17 protein-coding genes and 1 pseudogene are annotated in these 21,273 nt (G+C 34.5%); 8 read left to right on the top strand and 10 right to left on the bottom strand.

Going from position 1 to position 21,273, the window contains the following annotated elements; all coding sequences use genetic code 11:
• The first annotated feature begins 303 nt into the window (after nt 1-303).
• Together FFM65_RS06520 and FFM65_RS06515 are read left to right on the top strand one after the other, a co-directional pair.
• Complete coding sequence (locus FFM65_RS06520; RefSeq protein ID WP_119318198.1) at nt 304-738, top strand: hypothetical protein; 435 nt, start codon at nt 304-306, stop codon at nt 736-738.
• Between the two features lie 116 nt (nt 739-854).
• On the top strand, nt 855-1,166 hold the full coding sequence (locus tag FFM65_RS06515; protein ID WP_119318197.1) for an SLAP domain-containing protein: 312 nt from the start codon (nt 855-857) through the stop codon (nt 1,164-1,166).
• Between the two features lie 51 nt (nt 1,167-1,217).
• On the opposite strand, the gene FFM65_RS12415 is transcribed toward FFM65_RS06515, so the two are convergent.
• The 6 genes from FFM65_RS12415 to FFM65_RS06485 all read right to left on the bottom strand — a co-directional run bounded on the left by FFM65_RS12415 (nt 1,218) and on the right by FFM65_RS06485 (nt 11,339).
• A complete protein-coding gene (locus tag FFM65_RS12415; protein WP_119318196.1) occupies nt 1,218-2,564 on the bottom strand; it encodes a C40 family peptidase in 1,347 nt (448 codons plus the stop codon).
• Nucleotides 2,565-2,733: 169 nt separating this feature from the next.
• The gene (gene brnQ / locus FFM65_RS06505; protein ID WP_119318195.1) at nt 2,734-4,068 is read right to left on the bottom strand and encodes a branched-chain amino acid transport system II carrier protein; all 1,335 of its coding nucleotides are present in this window, start codon (nt 4,066-4,068) and stop codon (nt 2,734-2,736) included.
• A gap of 100 nt (nt 4,069-4,168) precedes the next feature.
• Nucleotides 4,169-6,685, bottom strand: a complete 2,517-nt coding sequence (locus FFM65_RS06500) for an L-type lectin family protein (RefSeq protein WP_119318194.1) — start codon at nt 6,683-6,685, stop codon at nt 4,169-4,171.
• A gap of 191 nt (nt 6,686-6,876) precedes the next feature.
• Complete coding sequence (locus FFM65_RS12410) at nt 6,877-7,881, bottom strand: glycoside hydrolase family 73 protein (RefSeq protein ID WP_119318193.1); 1,005 nt, start codon at nt 7,879-7,881, stop codon at nt 6,877-6,879.
• Between the two features lie 408 nt (nt 7,882-8,289).
• Nucleotides 8,290-9,867: a peptide chain release factor 3 gene (locus tag FFM65_RS06490; protein WP_119318192.1), complete on the bottom strand. Its 1,578-nt coding sequence runs from the start codon at nt 9,865-9,867 to the stop codon at nt 8,290-8,292.
• 116 nt (nt 9,868-9,983) lie between these two features.
• Nucleotides 9,984-11,339: a hemolysin family protein gene (locus FFM65_RS06485; RefSeq protein ID WP_119318191.1), complete on the bottom strand. Its 1,356-nt coding sequence runs from the start codon at nt 11,337-11,339 to the stop codon at nt 9,984-9,986.
• 129 nt (nt 11,340-11,468) lie between these two features.
• Between FFM65_RS06485 and FFM65_RS06480 the strand changes: the two genes are divergently transcribed.
• From FFM65_RS06480 to FFM65_RS06455, 6 genes are all read left to right on the top strand, one after another.
• The gene (locus FFM65_RS06480) at nt 11,469-11,930 is read left to right on the top strand and encodes a hypothetical protein (RefSeq protein WP_119318190.1); all 462 of its coding nucleotides are present in this window, start codon (nt 11,469-11,471) and stop codon (nt 11,928-11,930) included.
• Nucleotides 11,931-12,182: 252 nt separating this feature from the next.
• Nucleotides 12,183-12,977, top strand: a complete 795-nt coding sequence (locus tag FFM65_RS06475; RefSeq protein WP_119318189.1) for a homoserine O-acetyltransferase/O-succinyltransferase family protein — start codon at nt 12,183-12,185, stop codon at nt 12,975-12,977.
• Between the two features lie 13 nt (nt 12,978-12,990).
• Nucleotides 12,991-13,914 carry a cysteine synthase A gene (cysK, locus tag FFM65_RS06470; RefSeq protein ID WP_119318188.1) on the top strand — a complete coding sequence of 308 codons (924 nt, stop codon included), beginning with the start codon at nt 12,991-12,993 and terminating at the stop codon, nt 13,912-13,914.
• Nucleotides 13,915-13,994: 80 nt separating this feature from the next.
• Entirely contained in the window at nt 13,995-14,777 is a 783-nt protein-coding gene (locus tag FFM65_RS06465; protein ID WP_119318187.1) for a transporter substrate-binding domain-containing protein, read from the top strand.
• 28 nt (nt 14,778-14,805) lie between these two features.
• Entirely contained in the window at nt 14,806-15,501 is a 696-nt protein-coding gene (locus FFM65_RS06460) for an amino acid ABC transporter permease (RefSeq protein ID WP_057811962.1), read from the top strand.
• Nucleotides 15,501-16,256, top strand: a complete 756-nt coding sequence (locus FFM65_RS06455) for an amino acid ABC transporter ATP-binding protein (protein WP_119318186.1) — start codon at nt 15,501-15,503, stop codon at nt 16,254-16,256. Before FFM65_RS06460 ends, FFM65_RS06455 begins: the two co-directional genes overlap by 1 nt.
• Before the next feature lie 53 nt (nt 16,257-16,309).
• Here FFM65_RS06455 and FFM65_RS06450 read toward each other — a convergent pair whose 3' ends face one another.
• The 4 genes and pseudogenes from FFM65_RS06450 to FFM65_RS06435 form a co-directional block, all read right to left on the bottom strand.
• Nucleotides 16,310-17,719 (bottom strand): glycoside hydrolase family 1 protein, encoded by a 1,410-nt coding sequence (locus FFM65_RS06450; protein WP_119318185.1) that lies wholly within the window; start codon nt 17,717-17,719, stop codon nt 16,310-16,312.
• A gap of 14 nt (nt 17,720-17,733) precedes the next feature.
• On the bottom strand, nt 17,734-19,584 hold the full coding sequence (locus FFM65_RS06445; protein ID WP_119318184.1) for a beta-glucoside-specific PTS transporter subunit IIABC: 1,851 nt from the start codon (nt 19,582-19,584) through the stop codon (nt 17,734-17,736).
• A gap of 196 nt (nt 19,585-19,780) precedes the next feature.
• On the bottom strand, nt 19,781-20,656 hold the full coding sequence (locus FFM65_RS06440; protein ID WP_119318183.1) for a MurR/RpiR family transcriptional regulator: 876 nt from the start codon (nt 20,654-20,656) through the stop codon (nt 19,781-19,783).
• A gap of 28 nt (nt 20,657-20,684) precedes the next feature.
• A pseudogene (locus FFM65_RS06435) lies at nt 20,685-21,272 on the bottom strand (histidine phosphatase family protein).
• Nucleotide 21,273 lies beyond the last annotated feature (1 nt).

Below are 21,273 nucleotides of genomic sequence, written 5' to 3'. Positions count from 1 at the left end.
AATCGTGGTTATAAAGGATATTATATATGTCCTTTTTTAATTGGTATAAAAAAATCGCGCCAGTAGAATTAATCTACCAACACGATAAAGTGTAGACCCCTAATTTTTCTGAAAAAGAAGACCTTGCAATCATAATTTATTTTGCAAGGTCTTTTTTTATATACACAATGGCTACACATCAAATAACCCTTTTGAAAGTTAATAAGCTATTATATTTTTTGATAACAGGATATTAATAAAAACCTAGCTATCTTTTTCAGAAAATCAATTTATATCGTATGTGGTTCAAAGGAGATAAAAATCATGAAATTAGTTCAAAAGAGTCTTTTGTTCGCTTCATTATTTGCAATCGGAATGGGTGCTACAACTATTCCTGTTGTTACAAGTGGTAATGGTAGTGCTCAAGCTGCTACAGTCGTTAAAGGTACTACTGCCAACGATTATTTCTTCAAAATTGGTAAAGATAAATTCGTCAAAGGCGAAGATGTCAAGATTCTAACTAACGATAATCAAACTGATGAAGACATGGTTTCAACTATCGAAGCTAACGATTTTCGTTTGGAAGTAAATGTCCCTAAAGCTCAACTTTACAATAAAAAAGGTGAAAAGATTGGGAAATGCTTAACTCAAGGAAATGTTTGTAAAATTGGCGATCAAAGCGCCTTCTATGACAGCACCTATTATAAAGACTTCAAAGGCAACATTTCGCAAATGAACAATAGCACTTTAGTATCATAGACATTTCGACAACGTCTCAAAATCACTGCAGAATCATTTATGAGTTAAAATGTTTTTGATAACAAAATAATCGTTATCATTTTATTACTGAAAGTTAATTCAAGGAGATAAAAATCATGAAATTAATTCAAAAAAGTCTTTTGTTTGCTTCATTACTATCTGCTGGTGCTTCAGTAACCACCATCATTCCGGCTGTTTCTAATGTAGCCGTTGTTCAAGCTGCTACAAAATGCAGTTCTAGTTCAAAAATCAAAGTAAAAGTAGCCAAAGCTCAACTCTATAACGAAAAAGGTAAGAAATTATCTCGTTGTTTAACTAAAGGTAAAACTTGCACACCTAAAGAGAAGACCTCAATCAAAGGTCAAAAGTACTACAAAGTTGGCAAAGATGAATTCGTCAAAGCTAGCGATGTATCTGTAGAAAAATAGGATTTATCAAAAATAGCCCTGTTGAAATATTCAACAGGACTATTTTTTTGACTAATAAAAGATTCTTACTCCAAATGATGGTTTGAAACTATTCGTAATTGAGTCTATTTTCACATTAGTACCGGGCTTCAAAGCATTGAGATACTGATTGTTACCAAGATACAAACCAACGTGATAAGTAGCTCCAGCATTACCCCAAAAGATCAAATCGCCACGCTCTAATTGATTGAGAGAAACTTTCGTTCCAGCAGATTCTTGAGGAACTGTCCAACCACCAATATTTTGGCCAGTTACTTGACGAAAGACATATTGCATCAATCCTGAACAATCAAAATTATTTGGACCCTTGCCATTCCAAACGTAAGGTTTACCTAGTTGTTGCTTGGCAACATTGATAACTTCATCAATCACTTCAGTTCTAGTTTTACCATTTAAACTAACTGGACTTCTCTTAACGGAAATTTCACTAACTGCTGTTGAAGGTAACCAACCACCATCGCTTTTTTCATACCAAATCGTATTGCCAGTTAATACAGTTGAAACTACTTGTTCAATTTGACCGGCATCGATACTATTATTTGTTGCTGAATTAAAATTACTATCAGAATAAATAGCCGTCTTTTTATTTGCTTCCACCGCAGCATAATTAGGATCCCAAACTTGAGCTGATGCTTGAGTAAATTTATCATTGCTGATTTTTGTGAAAGCTCCTGATATCCATTGATCACTACCAATTTCATACCAAGCATCTCCGTTAAAATCGACTACCTTGTCAAAAAACTTCCAACTAGTACCATTAGCCAACTTTCTGCCTGTCGCAACTTTGTCATTTCCAAATCCTTGCCATAAATCAAGTCCAACGTCTGAAGCATAAGCTATTGTGGCTGTCCCAGTATTTTCAACTTCGATACCATTGTATTTTGTTGCATCATTACTGTTAATCCACATGTCAGTAGCAATTTGATACCACGTTTTACCATTGACATTGTCAACTCGATTGTATTTCCACATACTAGCTACAGCCAATTTATTATCAGCTGGATTGTATTTTCCATCATCATAGTTATAAACTAAAGCCCCATTATTTCCGACTTTGACAGTACCAGTACTAGCCTGACCATGTTGTAACTCAACATCACTTGCTTTAACAAATTCATTAGTTGCAACACGATAAACCGAGCCGACACTACTCAAATCAATTCTTTGATCTGTGACCCATGGTGTATTAGCTGCTAAAGCACGGTTACTAATCAATTTACCATCATTGTTATACAAACGTGCCATATTTTTAGTTGTAACGATTCCCTTAATACTGTCAGCTCTGACTGGCGTAGTAATTGCCATTGCCCCTAAGATACTGGCACTAATTAAAAATGTCGTGATAATTTTCTTCTGCATAAACGTTTTATCTCCCCTATAAAACAAATTATAAATATCATCATTAGTTTAGTATTTTCCTGAATCGAGTACAACTAAAAATGAATTATTGCCTTTTCATTTGTTTTCTTACCTCCACAACAAAGCAGAACGGACGACGACATCCAGCAGTACCATGATAGTCTAAATATTATTTTTCACTTTTAAAACGACTGATTACAAAACCAAGAACCAAACCACATAAAGCAGGTACTACCCAACCTAAACTCAATTGTGACAATGGCAAATAATCATTCCAGACTAAAATCCGTTGAACCAAACCATTTTGCATTGCCTTAGGTAAAGCTGCAATTCCAGCAAAAAAAGCCGGTATCAACGTGAACAAAGTCGTGATGCCAAACAACCATTTTGATTCACCAATAATTGGATTTAACACTGAAATAATAATCAAAACAATCGCCAATGGATATAAAAACATCAAAACTGGCGTTGAATAATTGATCAGTTTCGTTAATCCAATATTGGCAACCAAAAATGACAAACCAATTGCAAAAGCTAAAACGGCTTGATAATTGAATTTAGGAAACATTTCCGTGGCTGTTTCACCAAAGGCTGAAGTTAAACCAATAGAAGTTTTCAAACAAGCAATGATAGCAATCAAAGCTAATAGCAAACTACCAAAAGAGCCAAAGTAATAATTGAACACCTGAGCCAACGTTACTCCACCATTAGCTGCCAAAGGAAATTTATTAACGCTCATAGTCCCTATCAAAGCTAAAAAGGCATAAATGATTCCCATCAAAACAACGCTGATCAATCCGGATTTAATTGTGTCTTTAGCAATTTGTTGAGGATGTTTTACACCTAGCGACTTGATCGTATCTATCACTACTACTCCAAATGCCAATGAGGCCAAAGCATCCATCGTATTATAGCCTTCAGTAAAACCACTCAAGACAGCATGATCAACATATTGACCTTGAGGAGCAACATTTAAACTTCCCATTGGTTTAATAAAAGCCGTTACTACTAAAATTCCTAATAAAATTAAGAATATCGGCGTCAACCATTTTCCAACATAAGTCATCAACTTGCTAGGTTTTCGTGCTAACCAAAAAGTTACTCCAAAGAATAAAGCTGAGAAGATCAATAAGACGAGACTTTGATGATTTTTACCAATAAAAGGTGCAAGACCTAATTGAAAAGAAATTGTCGCTAAACGAGGAATTGCAAAAAGTGGTCCCATCGTCAAGTACAACAAAATCGTAAAAATATAAGCGAATGGTCGATTGACTTTTTCTGCCAAATCAAAAACGCTATTGCTACCGGTCATTCCCATACTGGCAACTCCCAAAAGTGGCAATCCCACTCCGGTTATCAACAATCCGATAATAGCGCCAAAGACATTACTACCTGCTTGTTGTCCTAAAAATACAGGGAAAATTAAATTTCCGGCTCCAAAGAACAATCCAAATAACATTGAACCGATAAAAAATAAATTTCTCCAAGTTAACTTTTCATTCATATAAATTACTCTCTCAATTTAAAAATACATTTATTTATAATAAACGAATCCCAGCCTTAGGACAAGAAAAAGCCGAGATATTAGTCATCCCGACTTCTAATTAAACGCTATCAATCAAACTCCAGTGAATTTGACCTTGATATTCACCAGCTACATTATCTTGATCATCATGCAATAAAATACCATCATCATTATCCCAGCTTCCACTGACATCAGTCGTTTTGGAATCAGATGATGTATCTTGGGCAATCAAAATATCTTGATTCAACATTGAAAAATCATTGTCATTCTTATCGCGATAAAACATTGGCCCAATAACTTGAGAGGAATCATCCTTTAAGGTTAATTCAGTCCCATTGGCTGTTAACGTCCACGGAGTATCAGAGCTAATTACCGAAACTTTCCAATGTCCTTTTCTCTCAACATAACCATCCGGTGCCACTTTATTAATGTCTTTGAATGAATAATTTGGATCAACATCTAATTTCAATTGCTTGCCTTCAACTTTAACTTGATAAGTAATTGATTGGCTGACCCGATTCATACTATCAACTACATAAACTGTAATCGTATGAGTACCCGTACCTAAATAGTCGGCACTAAATTGTGTAGTATTGGCTATATCATCAGCAATATCATAAGAAGTTTTTCCATCCGTTGTCGAGATAGTTGTCTTAGTGGCAGTTTTATCGTCTACTTTCGTAAATAATGTAACGCCTTTTGTATCAAAGTTAGAATTATTGAGATAGTTCATTGTTAAATTCAAATTAACTTGGTTATTTGATTCATTACCCATTTGAATCGTTCCTAAATCTAAACTATCATTCGTCGTTAATTGTAGGCGGTCATTGATTATAAACGACGGACTCATAATATCATCCATAAAATGTAAACTTTGATACGATGCATGCTGACCTTTGACAGTCGTTGGTGTCGTTTGCGCATCAGCAGTACCAAAGAATTCAATTTTAATGTTTTCGTTCTCGCTGTCTAAAGCATCTAAACTTAATGCTACCTTATTATCGTTCGTCAGACTAGTTGCCGAAATTGGAACGGTTCTATTTTTTGATTCATCAGAAAAGCCTGAATAAATTATTTGCCCGATATTGTTATCTTCATCCGGACTAAAATCAATATTTGATGGCAAATTAACATTAGTTGTGATATCACTTCCCGTTCCTTCAAAACCTGAAGTGTATTTCAAATTGTAGTCTAAACGTAATTTGTCTCCATTGGCTACGTTATAATCTGGATCTTTAGTAGCCGCTGTAACAGACACTGGACGTTTATCCAAATCTTTAATTTCACGTCCTAAATTACCAGCAGTATCATATTGCGATAAATCATAAAGCTTTGTTGTAGTTTCGATATTAGCGACATTAGGCATTTGTTGCATAATGACTGCAAACGTTGATGGTGAAGAGTTTTGGGACCCAGTAGAAGCAGTGAATCCCCAGCGAACTTTAGTATTTCCATCCCGCATAAATTTACCAATATCAACTGTCACATTAGTCTTTTTATCATAATCAAGGTAATTTTTTAAGGTACCATCGTAAGTTTTATCGTTAAAAATATACGACATTTTAGCTAAAGTCGATCCAGCTGCAGGTGGCGTGTAATTGAGTTTGAAATGATGCCATGAGTTATACACATTCGTTGCTGAAGCACTAGTATAACCGGTTAAGTACATACTATGAATTACATCTCGATGATTTAAACCGTAATAGTAATGATTCTTATATCCTGTAAAAATATTTCCCCAGTTATTATTTTTACCATAGTAAGTATTGCCACTATCATTAGGATTAACACCCATATTCGCACTAGTATTATTTTGATTTATTCCACTATTAGCTGGATAATCCCAAGCCATATGTTGACCTTTGGCAATTTTTACCCCGCTATAAGTCAAACCATCAAAATAATCATCATAGTTACTGCCAGAAGCTGCCGGACTGGAATTTTGCAAAGTATCAAATTCTAAAGCCCAGCTATTTTGAATTGCACCAAGACTTGGATCAATAAATTTGCTTAACGTATTATCACTAGAACTGGCGACACCCCAGACGCCTAGGCCTTCACCAAAAGCTGTCTTACCTTCGTTAACTGAAGTTGCAATTGCTTGAGTCCCTCTAGTATCATCTTGTAAAACAAAGGCCAGACCATCTGGGAGATTATCAGCCGTATCGTCACTGGAACCTGAGTAAGCATTTTTGTCACCCATATATAGCCAAGCTGAAATAATTTGAGGTTTACTTAAATCAAAGTAATTGTTAACACTAGAACTACTTCCGTCATCACCAGCTAATTTACCCCAAAAAGAACTAGTCTGCTCCTGACCGCCATCACTGCTCAATAATTGATAAATATCGGTCGAATTATCATAAGTAGTATTACCGGCTTCAAAGAATTTGGCACTATTAACCGTTCCATCTTTATAAGTATCAGCCTTTGATATGAAATCTTTCATTGCAATTCCTGGAGGCGTAGTTTGATATACCTCAGATGTGGTAGGTGGCGGTGTGGCAGCCGCTTTAGACGTTTTTATTGGCAGTAGACTCAAACAAAATATAGTAGCAATAAATATATTGATAATTTTTAACAATTTATTTTGCATACGCAATTCCCCCTTCTCCTATTTAAGAATCACGTTTTTATTTAAAATAATCCCAATATTATTTATATTTATTATACATGTAAGCCTTGTCAATTAATATCCATAATTTATTATAAAATATATTAATAATTTGATATCAAAAAAAGACATCCCTAATTGAAGGAATGTCCTAAATAAAAATCAAATTAAAATTAAGCTAAGTATGAATCTTCGACCCATTCGTTAGTAGCAACACGGTAGTATGTGTGACCATTGTATGACTTAGTTTGGTCAGTATACCAAGGTGTGTTGTTTGCCAAAGCACGGTTAGTGATCTTCTTAGCTGAACCATCGCTATTGAAAGCTACCAATGGAACATAACTACCATTAGTATTATTTACACTAATAGTATTGCTGTTAGTTTGTGAACCACCGTTTGTTTCAGCATTACCATCATATTGAGTCAAATTGTAAGTTTGAATCAAGTTGTTCAATGATGAAGCATAATTTGGAGCCGTTGCATATCTACCTTGTAGCCAAGCAGTAGCATCTTTATATGAACTAGTGTTTTCTTTCCAAGTACCACTGTAGTAACTTGAATTCCATGAAACACCGTTACGAAGCTTGTTACCATTGTCAGCAAATGATTCATAGTAACTTGGGTACTTTCTGAAGTTAGCATTGATTGTATACCAACCTTGAGAAGCACTCCATTCTGATGTTGGCATTGTTACATAAGCACCATTGTAATCACCCTTAATACCAAAAAGGTTGTGACCTTGTGTGGCTAAAGTTGAAGTACCCCATGCACTTTCAAGAATAGCTTGAGCTAACATAACTGAAGTATAAACTCCATATTGTGAAGCTGCCTTTTGAGCCATTGGCACAGCAGTATTTAAGAAAGCTTGTTGTTGTGCTTGTGTGATTCCTGAAGCAGCTTGAATAATTGCAGTAGTTCTTGAAGCGTTTGTTGCGGATTCACTAGCTGCTTGAACAGTTGCAGAGTTAGCAACAGTTGTATCAGCTTTCTTTTCGTTTGATCCGGCAATGATATTAGTTTTATTATCTTCTGATTTGTTATTAACTTGTTCAGTACCTGCTTGTGATGCGGCTTGGCTAGCATCCTCAGTCGTTGCAGCTGACACTACTGAAGGTGTAGCGGTTGCAGCTAATGTACCAAGTACTAAAGCACTTGTAAGTAGATTTTTCTTAGACATAGATTGGTTACCCCTTAATAAATAATCTAGTTATAGACTACTATTTAAAAAAAGCACTTTCAATAAAACTCGAGATTTGTAACAAGAATTAAACATTCGAAAATAAATTGTAATTTTTTGTCACTTGACTTTAAGAATTTCTTAAGAATCTAAAGATTTTCTATATTAAATTAAGGAACGCCTGTGAAATATCATTAAAAATCCCCGAATAATTACAAAAATATTACGAATAATCGTTGATAAAATAATCGGTAGTTAGAATTATATTATTTTAAATTTTGAGATAATAAATCTCAAAACACTACAGTCTCAAGCTTTATGCAGCGCTTTTTCTCAACCTCCTTTATTGTGAATTTTTGTACTACCATTAAAATTTTACAATAAAAAAAACCGCCATTCAGCGATTTCCTATAATTTTGAACTTAACTTAACATCTGGATATTTGTTAGCAAACCAGTTTTCCGCAAATTTATTTTCAAATAAGAATAATGGTTTATCATCCAAATCCTTAACGAGCATATTTCTAGTTGAAGACATAGCCGGATCTAATTGTTCTGGATCGATCCAACGAGCAATTCTTGAACCAATTGGTTTCATAACTACATCACAATTATATTCATTCTTCATTCTGAATTGGAAGACTTCAAATTGTAGTTGACCAACAGCACCTAAGATATAGTCGTTAGTCGTATATTTCTTATACAATTGAACGGCACCTTCTTGGACTAGTTGTTGCATACCTTTATGGAATGATTTTTGTTTCATAACGTTCTTAGCTTGAACTTCCATGAACATTTCTGGAGTAAATTGTGGTAAGTCTTCGAATTGAACTGACTTCTTACCTGTATAGATCGTATCGCCAATTTGGAAATTACCTGTATCGTAAAGTCCTACAATATCACCAGCAACAGCCGTCTTAACTGTTTCTCTTTGGTCAGACATGAATTCAGTCGCATTGTTCAAACGCATGACTTTCCCAGTTCTTTGTAATTTAACATCCATACCTCTAACGAACTCACCAGAACAAATTCTGACGAAAGCAATTCTATCACGGTGATTAGGGTTCATATTAGCTTGAATCTTGAAGACAAAACCAGAAAATTCAGGATCATCAGGTTTAACGACTTCTTCACTGTTTTGTTCTTTGTGTTCAGCAGGAGCTGGAGCCAAATCCAAGAATGTATTCAAGAAAGTTTCGACACCAAAGTTTGTCAAAGCAGAACCAAAGAAGACTGGAGTTTGATTACCGGCTTGAATCTTTTCAAGATCAAATTGATTTCCGGCTTCCTTAATTAAGTCAACTTCACCTTGAGCTTGTTCGTAAACGCCCTCTTCTTCGATTGGATTGTGTTCGACTAATTGTCCCTCATCATTCATTGGTAAGAAACGATCATCGCCATCTTTTCGATAAAGTTCCAAGCGATTGTTGCGAATATCGATCAAGCCTTTTAATTCCTTACCCATACCAATTGGCCAATTCATTGCACAGCCTTCGATATTTAGCAATTCTTCAAGTTCAGCAATCAAATCTAGTGGATCACGTCCATCACGATCCAACTTATTCATGAAAGTGAAGATAGGAATTCCACGTTTTTTAACAACTTTGAATAGTTTCTTAGTTTGAGGTTCGATACCTTTTGCAGAATCGATAACCATGACTGCCGCATCGACCGCCATCAAAGTACGATAAGTATCTTCAGAGAAATCTTCGTGTCCTGGAGTATCCAAGATATTGATATCCTTGTCACGATAGTGGAATTGCATAACAGAACTTGTAACAGAAATCCCACGTTTCTTTTCGATTTCCATCCAGTCACTAGTAGCAAATTGTCCAGATTTTTTAGCTTTAACAGTACCGGCAGAACGAATAACTCCACCAAAGTACAACATTTGTTCAGTAATAGTAGTCTTACCAGCATCCGGGTGAGAGATGATAGCGAAAGTTCTACGTTTATTTACTTCTTGTTCTAATTGTTTTTGATCCATTTTTTAAGAGCGTAAAAACAAATTTCTACGCATTTCCTTCCTATATATAAATTCATAAATTGGATAAATCAGTAATTTATTTACAACATAATTTTCCTCGAAAAAAAAGAAATACACTAGTATTTCTCTTTATACATATTAGTAGTTACATTCTTTATTTTATCATCTGGAACCGTCACGATAACATTTTCAATTCGTGAACCATTCAATTCTCCAGATGTAATAGTTACACCGTCATCCAAAGTATATGACTTAGGATGTTTTGCATCAGGAATCTCACCGATTTGCATGATTAGATATCCAGCAATCGTATCGACATCGTCAACTTGAATTTCTTCTTCAAAAAGTTCATCAAAGTCTTCCACCGTCATTAAACCAACGACAGAAAACTTATTGGCACCCAATCTTTGGAAATTCTTAGTTACAGGATCGTATTCATCATCGATTTCCCCAACGATTTCTTCCAAAATATCCTCAATTGTTGCTAAACCAACGATACCACCATATTCATCAACAACCATTGAAATTTGTGTCTGCGTACTACGCATCTTCAACAACAAGGTATCAATATTAGTAGCTTCAGGAACGAACAAAGGCTCTGTCATGATTGATTTCAAATTGATTTTTTCAAAGCCAACTTCACGAGACTTTTTCAATAAGTCTTTGATATGAATAATCCCAATGATATTATCCTTATCTCCACCGTAAACTGGAATTCGAGAATAAGGTTGATTCAAAATCGCATCGATATTTTCACTGACGGGATCATTGATATCAATCATAAAAGTATCCGTTCTTGGTACCATGATTTCTCGAGCTGTCTTATCCCCAAAACGAATGATTCCTTGTAACATTTGATATTCATCAGAATTAATCGTTCCACTATTACGAGATTTTCTTAAAGTTGCAATCATTTCATTTCTTGTAATAGGTTCATCTGCTTGATCAAAATCAATTGGTGTAATTTTAAGCAGTAGATTAATTGTTGCTTCCAATAGCCAAACAAAAGGTTTCAAAATCAAACCGAAAAAGCTAATCATTGGTTGGGTAAAACTGGCTACTTGATATGGTCGTTGTAGCGCTATACGTTTAGGATACAATTCTCCTAAAACTAAAGTAATAAAGGACAAAATTACCGTTATAACGATAACAGAAATCTCTTTACTTCCAGGAAAATCTCCAATCAAGACTTCCATTCTGGCACTCAAAGTCGTTGCTGCACTAGCTGATGATAAGAACCCAGCTAAAGTGATTGCCACTTGAATTGTCGACAAAAATTTATTCGGTTCATTGATCATATGTAAAATTTTCTTGGCCTTTTTACTGCCATCTTTTACTTTTCCCTCAACGGACGTTTTATTCACGGATACAATCGCCATCTCGCCTGCTGCAAAAAAAGCATTTAATAACGTCAAAACAATTATTAAAATCAGCTGCCCAGAAAGCGACGCTCCAGAAGAGTCACCACTCATTTAATTCGCACTCTCTTTCATATGTAAACTTAAATATAAACAAAACAATTATAACAGGTGTTATTGTATTCAACAATAATCCTTTTTAATGATAAAATAGGACTATCAGTATATAGGGAGTTTTCTAAAATGTCTAATAAAAAAATTGCGGTAATCTACTTATTCTTCTTTATAATCCCTTACATTCTTTGTTTGTCGATTATTGGCGTTTCTTATAATTCATTAGTTTTACATGCTTTGACTTGGAGAATCGTCGTCGGTGGAATCGTTGGTGCCTTTGGTATGTTTGCGGTCAAAGTTATCGCTCAGCGTCCCGTTTTGATCATGTATCGCAGTTCAACTCGCAAAATTTTAAAAGAATTGCTTTTCTTCTTCATTTTGGAAAGAAGTAAATTAGTTATTGGTGCTAATTTAGCCGTTGATTTTTGTTTATCAGTCATCAGTATTTATTTGGTGGCAACATTTTTACCATTAACTTTGATCCTTGGTCGGACACTTGGTTGGCTAGTCTTAATCCTAGTCGTATCACTCACTTTAGCATCCTATCTTGAATTCGAATCACTTTCAATTTACTCAGAGAAAAAGAAATAATCCTTGACTTATCAATTTTTTAATTGTAAATTTGAGTCATCTTAATTGCAGGAGGAATTAGACATGTTGAATTTTAATCAAAAACAAGTTGAATCATGTTGTTGTGTAGTAATGAACGAACATTACTATACTTTTTCAGCATGTCTAATACCACTCAATTGATAATCAAGTAGTGCAAACTAAAAACTATCAAGCGAAGTTGACATTAGTCGGCTTCGCTTTTTTGTTTTTCTACTTAGGAAGGAGTTACTTGTGGAACCTATCAAAATTGGAATTCTTAATTTAATGCAGAACAAACTTGAAACCATGCGTAATTTTCAAATAGCTCTAGGTGATAAAGTTGAAACAAAATTTTATTACTCGGCGACACGTTACGTTGATCGTCAGCTTGATCCAAGAATCACTGACAATATGCAACCATTAGATTTAGATGAGATCAAAAATCTAGACGGTTTTATCATTACTGGTAGTCCAGTTGAGAAATTGGATTTTCCTCAAGTTTCGTACTTTGATGAAATCAATGATCTAATCGATTTGCTCGATCAATTAAATATTCCCCAACTCTATGTCTGTTGGGGCGCCATGGCCGCCTTGAATAGACTATACGATATTGATAAAAAAGTTTTACCGCATAAAACCTTTGGAGTTTTCCAAAATCAAATCTTAATTGACACCCCACTGCTCAATAACATTGGTGATAATTTCCCAGCACCACATGCTCGCAACGCTGAGATGGATCACCAACAACTGATGGAAAATCCTGATTTAATGATTGATGCCGTCAGTGAAAATGGCTTATTGACTTTGGTTGAATCAATTAAAAAGCATCAAACATTTATTTTTTCACATTTAGAATATCAAAAAGATGGTCTAGATGATGAATTAAAACGTGAACAAAAAAGTCCCAAGATCAAACATCCGCTGCCTGCTACTGGTTATTATTCACCATTAGATCACCAACCAGTATTTTCTTGGAGACAAACTCAACAGAACTTTTATAACAATTGGCTACAAACAGTCAAAGAACATAAATTAACTACTTGCTAAGGAGAAATTTATTATGACAAAAATTGCACAAAATATTACTGAACTTATTGGAAACACACCAATCGTAAAGCTCAACAAAGTCGTACCGGAAGACGCTGCTGATGTTTATGTTAAGTTAGAATTCTTCAATCCTGGTAGCTCAATCAAAGATAGAATTGCTTTGTCAATGATTGAAGCTGCTGAAAAAGCCGGCAAGATCAAACCTGGTGACACCTTAGTTGAACCTACTTCGGGTAATACTGGAATCGGCTTGTCACTCGTTGCTGCTGCTAAAGGTTATCATTTGATCATTACTATGCCAGAAACTATGAGTATCGAACGTCGTAAATTGATGCAAGGCTATGGTACTGAATTGATCTTAACACCTGGTTCAGAAGGTATGGGCGGTGCCATCAAGAAAGCTACTGATTTAGCTAACGAAAATGGTTACTTCATGCCAATGCAATTCCAAAATCCTGCTAATCCAGCTATCCATGAAGCTACTACCGGAAAAGAAATCGTCGAAGCTTTTGGTGATACTCCAGTTGATGGCTTTGTTGCTGGTGTTGGTACTGGTGGTACCCTCTCAGGTGTTAGCCATGCTTTGACTAAGGCATACCCTGATGTGAAAGTTTACGCTCTAGAAGCCGCTGAATCCCCTCTATTAAAAGAAGGAAAAACTGGTGCTCACAAGATTCAAGGTATCAGTGCCGGATTCATTCCTGACACTTTGGATAAAAATTCATATTCAGATATCGTTGAAGTAACTAGTGATCAAGCTATCAAGATGGCTCAAGAAGTAAGTCACAAGGAAGGATTTTTACCAGGTATCTCTGCCGGTGCTAACATTTTTGGCGCTATTGAAATTGCTAAGAAACTCGGCAAAGGCAAAACAGTTGTCACAGTTGCCCCAGATAATGGTGAAAGATACCTTTCAACTGATTTATTTAAGTTTTAGAGTCATAATCTTTTTAACAGGCTTTATTTTATGCGAGAATAGTAAATGATGATTTTCTATATATAGGGGGATTTTTTAAAATGAAAAAGCGCATTGCTTTAATATTAACTACACTTGTCGCCTTAATCTTGGTTTTGACAGGTTGCTCAAGTAACAAGGATGCTAGTGATACTAAGACTAAAGGTACACTAACAATCGGTTTGGAAGGAACTTATGCTCCTTATTCATACCGTGAAAATGGTAAGCTTAAAGGATTTGAAGTTGATTACGGTAAAGCTGTTGCCAAAAAGCTCGGTCTCAAAGCTAAGTTCGTTCCAACAAAATGGGATTCATTGATTGCTGGTTTGAATTCTAATACTTTCGATGTTGTTATCAACAATGTGGCTGAAAATGCTTCACGTAAGAAACAATATCTCTTCTCAACACCTTACGTTTACTCAAAATCTGTTGTTATCACTAAAGACGGATCAGGAATCAATTCCGTTGACGACATCAAAGGTCAAAAGATTGCTGCCGGTACTGGTACAGATAACTACAATAACGCTAAGAAATTCGGTGCTGATATAGTTCCTTCAAGTGATTTCCAAACTTCAATGTCAATGATTGATCAAGGACGTGTAAAGGGTGCCTTCAATTCTAAGGAAGCCTTCTTAACATGGAAGAAAGATCACAAGAACACTGACCTTAAGTACATCACCGTTCCAGAAAGCAAACTTAAATCTTCAAAAATTGCTCCAATCTTCAACAAGAAGTCAACTAAATTAAGTAAAGATGTAACTAAAGCTACTAAAGAACTTCAAAAAGATGGAACTTTGAAGAAGCTTTCTATTAAGTACTTCGGTGAAGACATCACTAAAAAATAACCATTAAACCCAGGAGGATTTTTATTTCATGTGGCACATAATCATTACGTCATTACCGGAAATGCTCACTGCGATGTTGCAGTACACCATTCCGCTAGCTCTAGTTTCATTTTTCTTCGGACTGATCTTAGCCGTTTTAACAGCTTTGATTAAGTTCATTCAACCTAGTGAAAACAAGTTGATCAAATACCCTTGGTTAGTTCTAAGAGCTATTGCCAACTTCTACGTCTGGGTCTTTCGTTCAACTCCATTACTAGTTCAATTGTTCATTATTTTCTTCGGTTTACCTAGTGCCGGAATTCAATTATCACCCTTCATTGCGGCGGTAATTGGTTTCTCAATGAACACTGGTGCGTATGCTTCAGAAACGATTCGTTCAGCCTTGTTATCAGTTCCTCAAGATCAATGGGATGCTGCTTTTACACTGAACTTCACAACTAAGCAAACTTTGATGAAAATCGTTTTGCCTCAAGCCGTCAGAATTGCTTTACCACCACTTTCTAATTCATTTATTAGTTTGGTAAAGGATACGTCTTTGGCCAGTTCAATCACGATTTTGGAAATGTTCCAAGTCAGTCAACAAATTACTGCTAAAAACTATCAACCATTATTAATGTACACATTGGCTGCTGCTCTTTATGCTGTAATTTGTACTTTGCTTACTTTCTTACAACATTATCTCGAACGCAGAACTTCAAAATATGTTAAAGGGAGTGAAGCTTAATGATTTCTGTTAAAAATATCGTTAAAAAATATGATGGCAAAGAAGTTTTAAAGGACTTGAGCGTTGACTTTCCATCTGGTAAAACTACAGTTATTTTGGGACCTTCTGGTTCAGGTAAATCAACTCTGCTTCGTTCACTTGATTTACTCGTCCGTCCAGAAAGTGGCATTTTAGATTTTGGTGATATCAAACTAGACTATTCTCAACCTGTTTCTAAAAAACTCAGTTTTGATGTTCGTAAGAAAACTAGTATGGTTTTCCAAAACTGGAACCTATTTCCTAATTTAACAGTGTTGCAAAATATTACTACTGCACCAATTACTGTTTTGAAACAGCCTAAGCAAGAAACTGAAGAAAAAGCTCGTAAATTACTAGAACAAGTTGGTTTAGGTGAGTACGCTGATCGTTTCCCTAGTCAATTATCTGGTGGTCAACAACAACGTATTTCTATCTGTCGTGCTTTAGCGATGAATCCTGAATACGTCTTGTTGGATGAACCAACGAGTGCTTTGGATCCAGAGCTAGAAACACAAGTTCTTTTGATTCTAGAAGAATTAAGTAAAATGGGACAATCAATGATTATTGTGACTCACAATATGGAATTTGCTCGTTCAGTTGCGGACAAGATTGTCTTCGTTGAAGATGGCGATATCCTCTTCGATGACACTCCTGATAAGTTCTTTAACCATCCCACAACTAGAATTAAAGATTTCCTATCCGGTATTACTTTTAATGATGAAAAAACCACAAAATAAAACCTCAAAAAAATCCGTATCAACTATTTTTAGTTGGTACGGATTTTTTAGTTTTAAATTTCAACCCCATTACTAGTTATAACTTTGTGATACCATGAAAAACTATCTTTTTTGATTCTCTTCAAATCTTTTAAATCATTTTCTGTACGATCAATATATACAAAGCCGTATCTTTTCTTATACCCTTGATGAGTTGATACCAGATCCTCAAATGACCATGGACAGTAACCAATCAGCTTAACCCCATCTGTTAATGCTAATTTTGCTTGTTCAAAATGTTTTTCAAAATAATCAATTCGATAATCATCATGGATGTGACCATCAGCTGTTAACTTATCCTCTGATCCCAAACCATTTTCGGTAATAATAATTGGCAAATCATATCTTAATGCAATTCTTCTCAAGGTGGTTCTCATACCTACAGGGTCAATAATCCAATTAAATTTTGTTAATTGTAAATTAGTATTACGTGCTGCACGATAAACGCCTTCCTCTCCAAGCATAACCTGCTGGTCACCATTTCTAGGTTGACAATCAGTTCCGTCATTTTTTGCTGCACTTACGGTAGCTGTGGCATAATAATTAATTCCTAAAAAGTCAGTTTTAGCACTTTTGATGATTTCCATATCTCCAGGATAAATATTAGGTTGATATCCTTTTTCAATTAAATAACTCCAAACCAAAGGATTGTACCTTCCATATACTGCCATATCTAAATACAACCAGCATCTGATATTTTCCCAATTGTCTGCGGCAATGACATCCTCAGGCTTTGAACTATTAGGATATATTGCTGTAATGTTTGGAGCAGGACCTATTTTCCCGTCCTTAATTATGGAGTGACATAAATTTGTTACCTTGGCAGCTGCCACAAACATATTATGATTTTGTTGATAAAGATTCTTCTTTGACGGCAATTTTGCTCCATCCGGATAAACAGCATTAGGATGATTTATCATTACGTTTTGTTCGTTAATAGTAAGCCAATATTTTACTCTATCCCCAAATCTTTCAAATAACAATTTAGAATAATTAACAAAAGCATCAATAGTTGATCTGTTATACCATCCACCATTTTTGTAAAGATTCAATGGCAAATCAAAATGAAATAAAGTAATAATCGGTTCAATATTATTTTTTAATAATTCATCAATCAAATCGCTATAAAATTGAAGACCTTTTTCATTAGCTGTCCCTGATCCATCAGGAATAACTCGACTCCATGAAATTGAAAAGCGATATGCCTTTAATCCTAATTCGGCCATTAAATCCACATCTTCCTTAAAGTGATGATAATGATCACTAGCCACTTTAAAATCAGTTATTCCATTTTCTGGTTTATGTAAGTCCTGAACTGAAAGTCCTTTTCCATCTTCATTATATGCACCTTCAACTTGATATGCTGAAGTAGATGCTCCCCATAAGAAATCTTTAGGAAAATCTTTTAATTTTTTGTAATACATTTTTTCTCCAATCATTAAACAGTTATTTCAAGAACATTATTTGTTAAATCAATAGATTTTGATTCGTCTACTTTGATATCAGAGTATTTATCAGTATTTGTAATAATTACCATTGTGTCAGTAAAGTATCCAGCGTTTTTAATTCCATCTAAATCACATTTAATCAGAAGATCTCCAGTAGTAACATGATCTCCTTGTTTAACAAAACTCTCGTAGAATTTACCATTAAGATCTACGGTATCAATGCCAATATGAATCAAAACCTCTACTCCGCTATCACTAATAATTCCAATAGCATGTTTTGTTGGAAATAAAGTTGAAACAGTTCCAGATACTGGAGCATATATTTTACCTTCAGATGGGTGAATAACTACTCCTTTACCTAATGCACCAGAAGAAAATACATCATCTTTTGCTTCACTTAAAGGTAGAACCTCACCTTTAACTGGTGATTTGATTGTTATTGCACCAGTAGTAATTTCTTTTGAATCAACACCTTTTTCAAATTTAAGGCTTAAGATATAAGTCAAAATTCCGGTTATTACAACAGAAATAATAATAGCGATTACAATATTAATTAAAAATGAAACCGTATTATTACCAATATAAAGTAAAATAGCTGGTAATCCAGACGATCCAGTAGCAAATCTATGTGTATGTGTTAATCCCGCATACAAGCCTCCAAATCCTCCGCCAATCATAGTAGCAACTAAAGGATATTTCTTAGGAAGACTAACACCATATAAAATTGGTTCAGTTATTCCCATATAAGCCGTAATAGAACCGGAGGTTGCAATTTGTTTAATCTTAGGATCTTTAGTTCTCCAAGCAACTATTGCTCCAGCTGTTGCTTGTGCCATATTAGAACAAACACATCCAGGTCCAAAAATACTATCAAATCCTTTTGAAGCCATTTGCATGATGCCTAGAGGTGCAACGGCATTATGTAAACCAAACATAACCATAATTGGTAAAAAGCCTCCTACAATTACTGAAGGAGCCCAACTAGCATTGGTACTCAAGAAGGTAAAGAATGCTGCTAAATAATTTCCTAAATAACTTCCAATTGGTCCTAAAACTGAAAATGCTAAAATTCCCATAATTAAGAAAACTAACATTGGTACAAAAACTAATTCAACTGATTCAGGAATAATTCTATGTAAATATTTTTCAACGTATGATTGTACAAAAATAATTAAAATAATTGGAATTACAGAATAAGTATAATTTGTTAATCCTAGTGGGATAATATCGAACAAATGAACAGGTTTGCCTGCTGTAACTAGCTGTGTCCAAGTCGGATTCAACATCATTGCAGCTATTCCCATAGCTAGGATAGAATTACATTTTAATTTTCTCGCTTCTGATGCTGCCAGAAGAATAGGTAAAAATGCAAATACTGTATCTGCAAACATATTTAAAACAATATAAGTTTGCGATTTCACAGTTATTAGATTAAAAACTACCAACAATGCTAAAACTGCTTTTACCATACCAGCACCTGATAAAGCTGGAATCAATGGTTGAAACGTTCCAGATACAAAATCAATAATTCGATTACCAATATTTTCTTTTTCTATTGATTTGTCGCTAGAAGTATCTTCAATTGCACTATCATCGACAAATTTTGCAATTTCTTCAAAAACATCTGCAACATTAGTACCAATAACGACTTGAAATACACCACCCTTTTCAACTATTTGGACCACTCCATTTAATTGTTTTAAGGATTCTCGATCTGCTTTAGTATCATCTTTTAAATGAAATCTTAATCGTGTTTGGCAGTGGTAAACATTAGAAACATTTTCTTTACCTCCAATATCTTTTACGATATCTTTGGCCAACTTATTATATTTCTTGGTCATATTTATTTACTCCTTACTTTGTCCTAATCTCTTAACGTTTTTACAATACCATCGTAAGTAAGCGCTTTCTACAATATATGCAACTACGAAACAAGGTTTCATTTTTAACACAAGAAAATATAAATATTATGAAACAATTTGAAACAAAAAAATAAGCAAAAAAAAACCGCAAAATCCTTCTTGATTTTACAGTCCCTCATTGCTCTATATTTTCATTTTCACGACCATGTTCCAATAAACTCGAACTTGTCAATCTATACTGTCTATTGGCATCGTAATCAATTTGAAAATACAAAGAAAATAATAAATTTAACACATAGATAATCGATACTTCAGTCGCAAAATTTTCTATTTTTTTATACATTCTTTCTCTTGACGAAATTTTTAAGACGTAATTTGACCTTTCAGTTAAATAGCTTTTTTCCTTACTCGTTATTGCCACCACAGGTGTTTTAGAAAATTTTAACAAATTAATATGCTGTACAGCCGGACTAATTTTACTCCCAGAATAAGAAATTATTAGTGAACAATCATTTGCAGTCAACGATCCCGCCATTAATCCCATTTCTCCATTAATGGCTATTTCAACGTGCCTGCCAATTGATAACATTTTTCTTTGAAAAGTTTTTGCTAAATAATCATTGGGACTAGCAGCAAAAATAATAATACGTTTCGAGTCATACATCAATTTTGCAACGTTTTTTAAATCACCATAATTAATCAACCCAACAGTATCTTCGATGCTTTGTATGTGTAGTTCTTTCATTTGAATAGCAATTTTTTCAACAGAATCATTTGCTTTAAATGGATAGTTTGCATCAACTCCATCTGAAACTTTATTCCAATAAGATAAATCGATATTAAAGTTACGCAAAAATTCACGCCATCCTGTATATCCCAAGGAATGCGCGAATCTTACAACCGTTGCCTTAGATGTATATGTTAAAAGTGAGATTTGTTCTACTGTATAATCATTTAAATTATTTTGATTATCCAGAATAAAATTACCTATAGCTTTTTTTGATTCCTTAGATTCATTAGTTACTTTTTTTATTTTTTCAATTAGATTCATAAGCCACACCAGTAAATTTTTATAATCTTTAGTTTACATTGATTGTTTCTAAATAAGTAAATTTCTTCGTCTCATCATCAAACGAAAACTTCAAAATTGCACAATTGCGCATTTCAATATGATTTAACAACTCATCTAACGGTATCCAATTTTTCAAAAATAAATAAGTTGAAGCCCCATGACCTACTACCAAAACACGATTATGATCCTTTTTAATCATAATACTTGTTAGTGTCTTTACCATTCGACTCTGAACTGCATCAGCTGAATCTCCACCATATTGAACATAACCATTGCCAACAGAGCCAATTTTACTGTCAAAAGGAGGGTTTAAACGTTGATTCTCACCTTCCAGCAAACCAAAATTCCATTCCTTTAATCCCTTTAAGCGTTGGTAAGGTTGGTCAGTCACTAATTCCAAAGTATCAATTGCTCGTTCTTGAGTAGAAGTATAAGCATGATCAAATTTAATATTATTTTGTTGCAAGTATTCATGAACCCTCTTAGCATCAGCAATACCTTGTTGTGTTAGTGGTGAATCACAGACTCCTTGGTTCTTATGTAAAACATTAAAAAGTGTTTAACCATGACGCATTAAATAAAGTATTTTGGTCATT

The organism is Companilactobacillus formosensis (genome assembly GCF_005405305.1).
Taxonomy (GTDB): domain Bacteria; phylum Bacillota; class Bacilli; order Lactobacillales; family Lactobacillaceae; genus Companilactobacillus; species Companilactobacillus formosensis.
This window is presented reverse-complemented; position numbering and strand designations above follow the sequence as displayed.